The organism is Leptodesmis sp. (assembly GCF_052746595.1).
In genome coordinates, this window is sequence record NZ_JBRAGO010000118.1 from 1 (window position 1) to 12701 (window position 12701).

A 12701-nucleotide genomic window follows, 5' to 3' on the forward strand; every position below is an offset into this window, starting at 1 on the left:
CGATCTTGGGAAGCCCGCACCGTATGCGTAGCATCGGTGTCGGGAGGATGTCACTGTTACACCGATGTATAGGAACAAAGGCAATGCAAAACAGGTGCTGCGTCAGGTCTGGTTTCCGGGAAATCATGGCTGTGTCGGTGGCGGCACTGAAGCAATACGGGGTTTATCTGATGGGGCACTGCTGTGGATGATGGAGCAAATTAAAGCTTTGGGTTTGGGCCTCGATCTAGATCCAAATGCTGTGGAGCGGGGTATTCAACCCGACTATTCAGTTCCGTTTGACAACTCGATCAAAGGCATCTTTACATTGACTGGGAAACTTCTGCGGCACATTGAAGGTGATGATTCAGATATGCCACTGTTCCATGACAGCGTAATCCAACGGTGGCAGAGTTGCTTCCCTCCTTACCGGCCCGAAAATCTGAGGCCGTTTGAGTCACTGCTATCCCGCCATAATCTAGCCCTGGCCAGCGAGTAAATTAATCGAGTAAATTAATCGAGCAGTCGTTCAGGGGGCGATGCCCCCTATCCGGGCCATCCTCCGCCTGCCCTTATTCCTCCGTATTCATTCTTCTGTATCCGTTTTTTCGGGCTTGAGCAGGGGGAAGGCAATTACGTCGCGGATGCTGGGGCTGTCGGTAAGCAGCATGACCAGGCGATCAATGCCAATGCCCAATCCGCCGGTGGGAGGCATTCCCTGTTCTAAGGCTGTGAGAAAGTCTTCATCAACACTGTGGGCTTCCAGATCGCCTGCTTCTTTGCGGGATGCTTGTTCTTCCAGTCGTCGCCGCTGGTCGATCGGGTCGGTTAACTCAGAGAAGCTATTCGCCGTTTCCCGGCCAACCACAAATAACTCGAAGCGTTCCACCAGTCCGGGTTTCGAGCGATGGGGTTTGGCCAGGGGAGAAAGTTCCACCGGGTAATCCAGAACAAAGGTCGGTTGAATCAGGGTTTCTTCGACTTTTTGTTCAAAGGCTTCATTCAACAGCTTGCCAATGGATTCGCATTTGTCGATATCCTGCAATCCGGCCTGCTTGGCAGCCAGTTTCGCTTCGTCCAGAGATTCAAATTGGGTAAAATCTAATCCCGTTTTTTCCTGCACCAGCTTATGCATAGTGACTCTGCGCCAGGGAGGAGTCAGGTCGATCGCCTCACCCTGATAGGTAATCTTGAGTGTTCCTAAAACATCCTGAGCCGCCGTAGTGATAATATTTTCGGTCAACTCCATCATGTCGTTGTAGTCGGCATAGGCCTGGTAGACCTCGATCGTTGTAAACTCCGGATTATGGCGGGTCGAAATTCCCTCATTGCGAAAAATTCGTCCCAGTTCAAATACCTTTTCAAAACCACCCACAACTAATCGCTTCAGGTGCAGTTCTGTAGCGATTCGCAGGTAAAAGTTCATTTCCAGTGTGTTGTGGTAGGTGATGAAGGGGCGGGCTTCGGCTCCTCCAGCCTCTGACATCAACACGGGAGTTTCAATTTCAATAAAACCTTGTTGATCCAGATAGCGACGAATCGAGGCGGTGACCAGGGCACGCCGACGGAAAGTCTCCCGCACCTCTGGATTCACAATCAGGTCTACATAGCGCTGGCGATAGCGTTTGGCAATATCGGTCAGGCCATGCCACTTATCGGGCAGGGGAAGCAGGGATTTGGTCAGCATAGTATAGCGGTTGACGTAGACTGACAATTCCCCTTTTTCCGTGCGTTTGATGGTGCCGATCGCCCCAATAATGTCACCCACATCGGTCAACTGCTTCAAATGGTTAAAGGCATCCGGATCTTCAGCAGCCATCTGCTCCTGAATTCGATTTTTTTCCAGGTAAAGCTGAATTGTGCCTGTCTCATCCTGCAGCGTGAAGAAGGCCAGCTTGCCAAAGACTCGGCGGGCGGTGATGCGTCCGGCGATCGCCACTTTCACATCCACTTCTTCCCCATTCGCGAGATCGGCATAGGTAGTCTGCAAGTCAGCCGCATGATGAGTCACTTCCCAGCGGTAGGCATAGGGCGTATACCCAGCCTGCTGCAGTTGTTTTACCTTTTCCAGGCGCGTAGCCCGAATTTCTTCCAGGGTGCTTTGAGGTTCTGCTTTTTGGTGTTGTTCACGAGACATAGGGGGTAGGGATTAGGAATTAGGAGTTGGGAATCGGGTGGAGGAGGTCATAGGAGCTTAGCATCTGACAAGAATTTTTGCGGCAATCTAGTAGCTGTTGACAAAATGCTACGCCCTTACGGGTTTCATGGGTCGCGTCCGAAATCTATCAGGAACAAGAACCTCATGTTAGTTGCAAATCTTCATTATAGGAAGGAATGGGTTGCTTGCTTTGGGTGCTCTCTGGACGTTTGTCATAGGCTGGTTATGATGGTGCGAGGGAGCACTTGGCAGAAGTAATGGGATGAATTCCCTCATCCCCGGCCCCACCCCCTAAGCCTCAATCCCTAATCTCTAACCCTCCGCCCCGTTTACCAGGCTGAATCGAGCAAAGCATCATGACACATCTCAACAGACGGATTGGCCATTGTATCGTGATTGGAGCGCTTTTTTTGGTTGGGATTGCGATCGCCTACGGATCAGGCTTACTGAGTCACAGTACGGCTCTATTTGACAAACCGGATCCCTCTGTAAGCCAAGTGAGCCAGAGCCGCTCCGTCAGCATTACGGCTGATCAAGAAACCGCCCAAAATTCAGGAATGCGGTTGGCTAAATCTCAAACTAATCGGGCGACGATCGGCGTGAACTTAACCGGGATTGCAGATTGGTCTACACAATGGCCGTTTGTGGATGTGTTCAAAACCTCGCGACCCTGGATTGCACAGCGGGAGGGTACAGAATTTGGTCAGGGGGGCACGTTAAAGCTGACTCCTGAAGGATGGATCGCTGCTCTGGAACCGGGGCAATGGGCAGAAACGGTGATGATGATTGATAGTCCCCACTATCCGGCAGGCTTGTACACCTTGCTGTATGAGGGAGACGGCAAGATTACCTTTGCCTTTGACAATGCCAAAATAGTCCAACAATCTCCGGGCAGAATGCGGGTGCAGGTAAAGCCGGACGGAGCGGGAATTTTCCTGCAAATCAAGGAAACCAATCCGCAAAATCCGATTCGCAACATTCGGTTCATCATGCCCGGTTTTGAGAAGACCTACCAATCCCAGCCTTTTCATCCCCTGTTTCTGGAACGGCTGGCAAAATTCAAGGCACTCCGGTTTATGGATTGGGGAGCCACCAATAATTCGGAAGTGAGGGAGTGGGCCGATCGCAATACTCCCAATTCTCCCACGCAAGCCAGTGAGAAAGGGGTGGCCCTAGAGTACCTGATTCAATTAGCTAACACACTCAAGATTGATCCATGGTTTACGATTCCCGCGAAGGCATCGGACGATTTCGTGCGGCAGTTTGCCCAGATGGTGCGCGATCGCCTGCATCCCTCTCTGAGAGCTTACATTGAGTACTCCAACGAAACCTGGAACACGATGTTTTCCCAGTTTAAATACGTCTCCGAACAGGGGATGGCTCGCAAGTTGGATGAAAACGATTACACAGCCGCTTTACGGTATTCCTCGGAACGCTCCGTTGAGATCTTCAAAATCTTTGCACAGGTTTTTGGGGCGCAGAGCAAAACCCGGTTAGTGAGAGTGCTGGCTGGACAAGCCGCAAACCCCTGGACCGCAGAGCAGATTTTGGGCTGGAAAGATGCCTACAAACAGGCCGATGCCTATGCGATCGCCCCTTACTTTGACGGTGACGATCAGGACAAAAACGGCGACAGTGACCTCAATGATCCCAAGAATGTAGACAAAACTCTGAAATTAACCCCGGAACAGGTGGTGGACAATCTCATGGCCGGGATTGTCAGCGGCACAAAACCCATGATTGACAAGAACTACAAGATTGCCACTGAACAGTTTGGCTTACCCCTGTTTGCTTATGAAGGTGGCCCCCACCTGACCAGCCACCAATTTCCCGATGAAAAAGAACCACAAGTCACTCAACTGTTTGCCGCCGCCAACCGTCATCCCAAAATGCGGGAAGTTTACCGGATTTACCTGAACACCTGGCAAAGTAGCGGCGGCAAGCTCTTTAACCAGTTCGTTGATGTGGCTCGCACCAGCAAATGGGGCAATTGGGGTGCCCTGGAATATCAGAACCAGGATCCGCAAGCCGCCCCCAAATATCAGGGACTCATGGATTTCATCCAGGCCAACTCCTGATCTAGAAACCGGCCTTCTCTTGCGGCTTCAAAAATTACGACTCATCCTGAACAGAAGCCCGCTTCCTCAAATTCAACAGTTAAAGTATGGACTTTTTCCTTATAAAGGATTGATTACCCCCCTGGATTCACCTTCCACTGATCGATAGACTGGATAGAACACTTTTAATTATTCTTAATATCTACCTGAATCAGGTGATCGCCCTTGCTTGCCTCACAGCGACCCTGACCAATCGAAAATCCAAAATCGAAAATCACTTTCCCCCATTTCTGCAGAACACCAATGCGTAGCTCCTTTCTCGACCGTCTCTATCATCCCGATCGCCCCGTCATTGTCTTTGATGGCGCAATGGGAACCAACTTGCAGGTGCAAAACCTGACAGCAGCGGATTTTGGCGGCCCAGAATATGAAGGCTGTAACGAATATTTGATTCATACCAAACCGACGGCTGTCGCCAAAGTGCACCGGGATTTCCTGGCAGCAGGAGCGGATGTGATTGAAACCGACACCTTTGGAGCCACCTCCATTGTGCTGGCGGAATATGACCTGGCCGATCGCGCCTACGAGCTGAACAAAGCCGCCGCAGAACTGGCCAAACAGGTGGCGGCTGAATTTTCTACTCCTGACAAACCCCGCTTCGTGGCAGGCTCTATGGGGCCGACTACCAAACTGCCGACGCTGGGTCATATCGATTACGACACCATGAAAGCCGCCTTTGCAGAGCAGGCAGAAGGTTTGTGGGATGGGGGTGTGGATCTGTTCATCGTGGAAACCTGCCAGGATGTGTTGCAAATTAAAGCGGCCCTGAATGGCATTGAAGAAGTTTTTCAGAAAAAAGGCGATCGTCGTCCGCTGATGGTTTCGGTGACGATGGAAGTTCAAGGAACGATGCTGGTTGGTTCCGATGTCACCGCTATGCTGGCAATTCTGGAACCCTACCCGATCGATATTCTGGGGCTGAACTGTGCCACTGGCCCGGATCGCATGGCCGACCACATTAAATATCTGTCAGAATACTCCCCCTTCACCATCTCCTGTATTCCCAATGCCGGCATTCCGGAGAACGTCGGTGGTCACGCCCACTACAAACTCACCCCAATGGAACTGCGACTGGCCCTCACCCGCTTTGTCGAAGACTTGGGCGTGCAGGTAATCGGCGGCTGTTGCGGCACCCGCCCCGAACACATCCAGCAACTGGCAGAAATAGCCGCGACGTTGAAGCCGAAAGCTCGTCCAGTGAGAAAGGGGAACCAGGGATTAGGGATTAAGGATCAGGGATTAGGGATTTTCCCTCGTTCCAATTCCCCATCCCCAATTCCCCATCCCCAACCCCCAATTCTTGATCCCCGTCCTGTTTTCAATTATGTTCCTGCTGCTGCTTCTATTTATTCAGCCCAGCCCTATGAGCAGGATAACTCCTTCCTGATTGTGGGCGAACGGTTGAATGCCAGTGGCTCCAAGAAGGTGCGGGAACTGCTGAATGCGGAAGATTGGGATGGTCTGGTGTCGGTGGCCCGATCGCAGGTGCGGGAAGGCGCACACATTCTGGATGTGAATGTGGATTATGTAGGACGCAATGGCGAGCAGGATATGCGTGAACTGGTGTCTCGCCTAGTCACAAATGTCACTCTGCCGTTGATGCTGGACTCCACTGAATGGGAAAAGATGGAAGCAGGTTTGAAGGTGGCAGGCGGCAAGTGCATCCTCAACTCCACCAACTATGAAGATGGAGAACCACGCTTTCTGAAAGTGCTGGAACTGGCGAAACAGTACGGGGCTGGGGTGGTGGTTGGCACCATCGATGAAGATGGTATGGCTCGGACGGCTGAGAAAAAGTTTCAAATTGCCCAACGCGCTTACCATCAGGCTTTAGAGTTTGGCATTCCAGCCCATGAGTTGTTCTTCGACACCCTGGCACTACCGATTTCCACGGGGATTGAAGAAGATCGGGCGAATGGCAAAGCCACTATTGAAGCCATCCGCATGATCCGCGAAAACCTGCCAGGTTGCCATATTATGCTGGGTGTCTCCAACATTTCCTTTGGCCTCAGTCCAGCCGCACGAATTGTGTTGAACTCTATGTTCTTACATGAAGCGATGCAGGCAGGTATGGATGGGGCGATCGTCAGTGCAGCAAAAATTCTTCCCTTAGCTAAAATCGATCCAAAACATCAGGAAGTCTGTCGTCAACTGATTTACGACCAGCGGCGATTTGCAGGCGATGTCTGTGTCTATGATCCACTCACCGAACTGACCACCTTATTTGCAGGAGTTTCGACCAAAGAGGCCCGTTCCAAAGATTCACTGGCGGATTTGCCGATCGAGGAGCGGCTGAAGCGCCACATTATCGACGGCGAACGGATTGGTCTGGAAGAGGCTTTGTCTCAGGCATTGCAGACTTACAAACCCTTGGATATTATCAATACCTTCCTGCTAGATGGGATGAAGGTCGTTGGAGAATTGTTCGGCTCCGGCCAGATGCAATTACCCTTTGTGCTGCAATCTGCGGAAACCATGAAAGCTGCCGTTGCTTACCTGGAACCCTTTATGGAGAAATCAGAAGCAGGCAATAACGCCAAGGGCACTTTCATCATCGCCACGGTGAAAGGAGATGTCCACGATATCGGTAAGAATCTGGTGGACATCATTCTGTCGAATAACGGCTATCGGGTGATCAACCTGGGCATTAAGCAACCCGTTGAGAACATTATTGAGGCTTACGAACAGCACCAGGCTGACTGTATTGCCATGAGTGGTCTGCTGGTGAAATCCACTGCCTTTATGAAAGAAAACCTGCAAGTCTTCAACGAACGCGGTATTACCGTTCCCGTCATCCTGGGAGGAGCCGCCCTGACTCCCAAATTTGTCTACGAAGATTGCCAGAACACCTACAAAGGTAAAGTGATCTACGGCAAAGATGCCTTCTCCGATCTGCACTTCATGGACAAGCTTATGCCTGCCAAGGCAGAAGGGCAATGGGACGACATCAAGGGATTTTTGAATGAGGAAGAACAGAGATTAGGAATCAGGGATCAGGAACTAGGGAGCAAAGAGCAAGAGTCAGATCCTGAGAAGAAATCTGGTACTGCCCTAATTGCTAATTCTCAATTCCTAGTTCCTCCATTCCCTGACACTGCTCGTTCCGACGCGATCGCGATCGACATTCCCCGTCCTACCCCTCCCTTCTGGGGCACCACAATCTTGAATCCAGAAGATATTCCCTGGGAAGAAGTCTTCTGGTATCTGGATTTGCAGGCGTTGATCGCCGGACAGTGGCAGTTCCGCAAGCCACGGGAACAATCGCGGGAAGAGTATAACCAGTTCTTGCGAGAGAAGGTGTATCCCCTGCTGGAGGAGTGGAAACAGCGCATCGTCACCGAAAACCTACTGTATCCCCAAACTATTTACGGCTATTTCCCCTGTCTCGCAGACGGAAATTCCCTGCATCTCTACGATCCAGCTGCAGCAACACATTCTGATGCGGTCTTACCTGATCCCATTGCCACCTTCCACTTCCCCCGACAAAAATCCCTGCGTCGCTACTGCATTGCCGACTTCTACCTCCCCAAAGACCAAGCCATCCAAAACCCAAAATCCAACATCCAACATCGCTTCGACGTTTTCCCCATGCAGGCTGTCACAATGGGCGAAGTTGCCACTGAGTATGCCAGAAAGCTTTTTGAAGCCGATCAGTACACGGATTATCTCTACTTCCACGGCATGGCGGTTCAGATGGCAGAAGCTCTGGCGGAATGGGTGCATGCCCGGATTCGGCGAGAGTTGGGCCTGGTCGCCCAGGAGCCGGACAACATTCGCGATGTCCTGGCGCAACGGTATCAGGGTTCTCGTTATAGTTTTGGCTATCCGGCCTGCCCCAATATTCAGGATCAGTACAGATTGCTGGAATTGCTGGCAGCCGATCGCATCCACCTGCACATGGATGAAAGTGAGCAGCTTTATCCTGAACAATCAACGACGGCCATCATCGCCTATCATCCTGCAGCCAAATACTTCAGTGCTTAGAGCATTATTGGATAAATTGTTTTTCCCCTATATCAACTCAGTGGTGCCTTAAACAATCAACGGACGAATTTGATCGGCTATTGCTTGGCTGGCTGCATTGGCAGTGACAATTTCAATCTGATCTGCATGGCTGGCTCCCAATCCCAGTTCCACGGCTCTGCGAATTTGCTCCAGTTGCCAGACGGAACCCCGTGAGACCGCTTCAGTCGTACCCAGAGATCGCAAAATTCCGATCGCCACCACATCGACCGCGACCTGATCGGTTCCCGCCAGAATCACACCCGATTTCACCTTCTTGCCTGTATCCGGCCCCCGTTGGCGAGCGCTTCTACCCCATCTAACAAGATCAGGGCGGGCTGATAGGCTTTGTTGATCTCGGCAATCATCAATCGTTGATGCGGCGAAGAATGCAACTCACCCATGTAGTTGTAGGAATCGCCTGGAACGTACTTGGCCACCAGCCCCACCGTATTTTTCAGCGACAGGGTAAAGTGGCCCCCAAAGCGGTGGGTTTTCAGGCAGCAGGTATTGACGATCGCCCCTGCCTGCAACGCTGGACGAGCAAAGGCAAACCCCTTACTCCAGTGCGTGCCCTCGGCAGGAAAATATTGTCAATCTGCCGCAGCTAATTCATCCAGCACGATCGCTTTCAGGCCATACCGATCGGCTAACTGAAACACGCCTTTACTGGTCATTGCCGTGCGAGTATCTGCCATACCGGAGCGATCGCCGATTGTCATCTGACCCACTTTGGCATTCTGAAATTCCTGAATCAGCGCTTCCAATAGCCTGGTGTCTGTAGCTGCTGGAGCCGAATCTGCCGTGTTGTAATTCGGTTTTAAGAAGACGGTTTTTCCCGTTAGCCCATCCGGTTGCAGTAACTCTAACGCTTCGCGGGTTGCGGCTACCCGGTCTTCCGTGCGTACTAACACCACTCGACTGATTCCTCCACGAGTCATAGTTGCTGCTGTAGTAGCTTGAGTGTCAGCCATAGTTGCTGCTGCAGACGGGGAAGTTTTTGTAGAGGGTGTGGCGGCGTGACAGGCAGAAGGCAATGCGGCGGCTCCAGCAGCCAGTCCTGTCAATTGCAACATTTTTCGACGGCTGTAGCGATGGGCGGAATCTTTAGGCATCATGGCGCGATCGTCCAAGGATTTCATTCGCTAGCCTAACGAGAACCAACACACTTTTCCAAATGAAAAAAGCTGGCAGTCTCGTTCCGTCAGGTAAGGATGAAGGAGCGATAGGGCTAACCTTAAACCAAGTCCAGCTAGAGAACGGTCGTTTTCCTATAAGAGAAACGACGGTTCTGGACTTGGACAAGGTTTATTTTGTGCGTAATCCTTAAAATAAAGGTGAAGGGGGAATTGCTGCATCAGAATGACTGCCCATGATCAGGCTACGAATGATGATTTTTGGGGCGTTCGCAGTTCTGCTAATTAGCTGCAGCAATGGTGGACTACCTGGAAGCGATCGCCCATCCTCTTCTCCTACTCCAGTTGGGGGTACCACTATGAAATTAGAAAGCCCAGCCTTTTCAGCAAATGGTTTAATTCCATCTGAATATACCTGTGATGGAAAAAATATTTCTCCTCCTCTGACCTGGACAGAGATACCAACTGGGACTCAAAGTTTAGCGTTAATCGTGGATGATCCGGATGCTCCCAGAGGAACCTTTGTGCATTGGGTGGTTTACAACCTGCCTGCAACCCTTACTGAATTACCTGCTCATGTGACTATGGAAACTGATCTTGCCGGCGGCTTACAGGGAAAAAATGACTTTCGCTCCCTAGGGTATGGTGGCCCCTGCCCACCCAGCGGTACCCATCGCTATTTCTTTAAGCTCTATGCCCTTGATCAACCCCTGAGGCTTCCTGCTGGGGCCAGCAAAGCTCAAGTATTAACCACTGCAGAAGGACACATCTTGGCCTCGGCAGAATTAATCGGTCGCTATCACCGCCGCTCTTAAGCTTGTCGTGTTTCACATCCTAATTTGTAGAGACATTCTGCCGGAACGTCTCTACGGAAAAACCATCCACAGAAGATCTAAACGTCAGTCTTGAGATTGATCCTCAAATGTGAGACAGTGTTGTCTGACTTCAAGAGTAAAGTTTTGCAACTTGTACCAAGCCCTGTAAAATTGCAACCTTAGTTCTTGCGTCACCTCCCACACATGTCTAATATGTTGAAGATCAAACGGATTCACCCCAAGTTTGCTCCCATTACCCTCAGCAGCCTTTTGCTAACTTTTGGATTGATCAGTGCTACTCCCCAGGTGGTTCGTGCTCAACGACCTTTAGAGGATCGGGGGGTTCCTAGTGCTACTCGTTCCAACACGAAGGATGCACTGACCCAACTGCTTCGAGAAGGTCGGAGAATGGTGGATGCGGGCAATTTTGCAGGCGCACTGGTGGCATACCGGCAGGCTGCGGCTTTGGATAGTACGAACGCCAAAATCTATTCAGGTGTGGGATATGTGTATGCCACCCAGGGCAACTACGAAGAAGCAGTAAAGGCTTACCAGCAGGCGATCGCCCTAGATTCTAAAAATGCTGACTTCTACTATGCAAAAGGGTTCAGTTTAGCAGGACTGGGCCGTAACGATGAGGCCATTTCTACCTACCGACAGGCACTTCTCTATAGCCCCCGTCATCTCAATGCAAATCTGGGGATTGGGGTTTTGTTGGCCCGTCAGGGGCGTTATGAGGAGGCCCTGGAGGTTTATCGGCGGGTGACAACTTTCGCACCTCAAAACTTCAAAGCCCACGAACTGATGGGAACCGCTCTGATTCAACTCAAACGCCCACGGGATGCATTTCTCCCTTTGCAACAGGCCGCCCGGATTTCACCCAGGCAGGGCATTGTGCGGGTACATATTGGCACCGCCTGGCTGCAACTGAATGACTATACCAAGGCGACTAATTCTTTCAGCAAGGCACTCCAGTTGGAACCGCAAAATCCGGCTCTGCCTTTACAAATCGGTCGAGCCTTGCAAGCAGCGGGCTATGCCGATGAAGCGATGAAGTACTACCAGCGAGCGATCGCCCTCAGACCGAACCTACCCGATGCCCATGAAGGCATTGGTGATATTCTCTTTGAGCGTCAGAATTATACGTCTGCCGCGAACCTGTATCGCCAGTACACTAACCTCTCGCCTAACAGTGCGGATGGCTATGTCAAGTTGGGAATGGCGCTCAAGGCGATGGGCCGCAAACAGGAGGCCATTCCGGCGCTGGAAAAAGCAAAAACCCTATTGAAACAGCAATCTGCCCAGAGCGATCAGCTACGAGAAGTTGACAATTTGCTCAAGGAATTGAAACGCTAACCTCTCATCTATCTCTCGTCCATTTCTCAGAAACATTAACTAAAGTAAAGATAGACCGCAGAAGTGAGAGTAAAAACCAATGGGATTATTTGGATTTGGTAAGAAACTATCCCTGCCCACAGCAGCGGAAGCCCTACCCGGACGGGCAACAGAGATGCCTGTTCCCAAGCAACACTTTGTCAACGGCAATCCGTTAAAGCCTCCCTTTCCTGAAGGCATGGAAACGGCCATGTTTGGTATGGGTTGTTTTTGGGGAGCAGAGCGCAAATTCTGGCAACAACCAGGCGTTTTTACCACAGCCGTTGGCTATGCAGCAGGTATCACGCCTAATCCGACCTATCGTGAAGTCTGCACTGGCATGACGGGCCATAACGAAGTTGTATTTGTCGTCTATGACCCGAACGTGATCAGCTATGACCAGCTTTTGAAGGTCTTTTGGGAGAATCACGATCCGACTCAAGGTATGCGCCAGGGCAATGATGTTGGCACTCAATATCGCTCTGGTATCTATACTTACTCGGATGAGCAACAGAAATTAGCTGAGGCATCTCGCGATCGCTATCAAGTGGCCCTGAACAAAGCTGGATACGGCCCTATTACCACCGAAATTCTGGATGCCCCGCCGTTCTACTACGCGGAGGATTACCATCAGCAGTATCTCGCCAAAAATCCCGGTGGCTACTGCGGCTTAGGAGGAACGAACGTCTCCTGTCCGATCGGTGTAGCAGAGGTGTTTAGCTAATCACTCTGTCTCAGCACCTACCGCGTACACACAAGTCTAGAACTCATTCAGAAGTTGAGCCTCAATCCGTAGCAGTCAACCAGCCACCCCTTTCGGGGGGTGTGGGGGAGATCGGCCCCCACGCAGCGGGAAACCGGGGGACTTCCCCCGGATCTAGACTTTGGGTTGTACCAAGATGTGTGTACACAGTAGGTCTTTCCTAAGAGGATGCTTTAAAAGCCAGTCTCTTTTTCACCCTGGCGACTGAAGTCGCGGCTATAGGGAGAAAACCTGCCGACGCAGGTTACTGAAAACCTGGATGGTATTGAGTCTGCGTCGGCAGACTTGGTGAGTGTGGTCGCGGTTTTAACTATTGAGGGGTTCGGGGAGCTATAAGTCCCGCGCTGTATGCGAAGC

Annotated in this window: 8 protein-coding genes and 1 pseudogene; 6 read left to right on the top strand and 3 right to left on the bottom strand. The window is 51.2% G+C overall.

The genetic code is table 11. The annotated features are described in order from the left end of the window. Positions 1-64 precede the first annotated feature (64 nt). On the top strand, positions 65-478 hold the full coding sequence (locus ACUVQO_RS19815; protein ID WP_445927557.1) for a phospholipase effector Tle1 domain-containing protein: 414 nt from the start codon (positions 65-67) through the stop codon (positions 476-478). A gap of 87 nt (positions 479-565) precedes the next feature. Here the strand turns inward: ACUVQO_RS19815 and lysS are convergent, their stop codons facing one another. After that, a complete protein-coding gene (lysS, locus tag ACUVQO_RS19820; protein ID WP_445927558.1) occupies positions 566-2116 on the bottom strand; it encodes a lysine--tRNA ligase in 1551 nt (516 codons plus the stop codon). Positions 2117-2493: 377 nt separating this feature from the next. Here lysS and ACUVQO_RS19825 point away from each other — a divergent pair, with 377 nt between their 5' ends. Both ACUVQO_RS19825 and metH read left to right on the top strand, forming a co-directional pair. After that, positions 2494-4215: a hypothetical protein gene (locus ACUVQO_RS19825; protein WP_445927559.1), complete on the top strand. Its 1722-nt coding sequence runs from the start codon at positions 2494-2496 to the stop codon at positions 4213-4215. 282 nt (positions 4216-4497) lie between these two features. Further along, on the top strand, positions 4498-8238 hold the full coding sequence (metH, locus tag ACUVQO_RS19830; protein WP_445927560.1) for a methionine synthase: 3741 nt from the start codon (positions 4498-4500) through the stop codon (positions 8236-8238). Between the two features lie 48 nt (positions 8239-8286). Here metH and ACUVQO_RS19835 read toward each other — a convergent pair whose 3' ends face one another. Both ACUVQO_RS19835 and ACUVQO_RS19840 read right to left on the bottom strand, forming a co-directional pair. Further along, a complete protein-coding gene (locus ACUVQO_RS19835; protein ID WP_445927561.1) occupies positions 8287-8529 on the bottom strand; it encodes a hypothetical protein in 243 nt (80 codons plus the stop codon). Then, positions 8526-9398, bottom strand: a pseudogene (locus ACUVQO_RS19840) (DUF362 domain-containing protein). Before ACUVQO_RS19840 ends, ACUVQO_RS19835 begins: the two are co-directional and overlap by 4 nt. A gap of 230 nt (positions 9399-9628) precedes the next feature. Between ACUVQO_RS19840 and ACUVQO_RS19845 the strand changes: the two are divergent. From ACUVQO_RS19845 to msrA, 3 genes are all read left to right on the top strand, one after another. Then, entirely contained in the window at positions 9629-10207 is a 579-nt protein-coding gene (locus ACUVQO_RS19845; RefSeq protein WP_445927562.1) for a YbhB/YbcL family Raf kinase inhibitor-like protein, read from the top strand. 213 nt (positions 10208-10420) lie between these two features. Further along, positions 10421-11563, top strand: a complete 1143-nt coding sequence (locus ACUVQO_RS19850; RefSeq protein WP_445927563.1) for a tetratricopeptide repeat protein — start codon at positions 10421-10423, stop codon at positions 11561-11563. Positions 11564-11642: 79 nt separating this feature from the next. After that, complete coding sequence (gene msrA, locus ACUVQO_RS19855; RefSeq protein ID WP_445927564.1) at positions 11643-12305, top strand: peptide-methionine (S)-S-oxide reductase MsrA; 663 nt, start codon at positions 11643-11645, stop codon at positions 12303-12305. The last annotated feature ends 396 nt before the right edge of the window (positions 12306-12701 follow it).

Bases quoted from the DNA above. Each gene is read 5' to 3' on its own strand.
- ACUVQO_RS19815 (WP_445927557.1), top strand. From the start codon at position 65: ATGTATAGGAACAAAGGCAATGCAAAACAGGTGCTGCGTCAGGTCTGG.
- lysS (WP_445927558.1), bottom strand. From the start codon at position 2,116: ATGTCTCGTGAACAACACCAAAAAGCAGAACCTCAAAGCACCCTGGAA.
- ACUVQO_RS19825 (WP_445927559.1), top strand. From the start codon at position 2,494: ATGACACATCTCAACAGACGGATTGGCCATTGTATCGTGATTGGAGCG.
- metH (WP_445927560.1), top strand. From the start codon at position 4,498: ATGCGTAGCTCCTTTCTCGACCGTCTCTATCATCCCGATCGCCCCGTC.
- ACUVQO_RS19845 (WP_445927562.1), top strand. From the start codon at position 9,629: ATGATCAGGCTACGAATGATGATTTTTGGGGCGTTCGCAGTTCTGCTA.
- ACUVQO_RS19850 (WP_445927563.1), top strand. From the start codon at position 10,421: ATGTTGAAGATCAAACGGATTCACCCCAAGTTTGCTCCCATTACCCTC.
- msrA (WP_445927564.1), top strand. From the start codon at position 11,643: ATGGGATTATTTGGATTTGGTAAGAAACTATCCCTGCCCACAGCAGCG.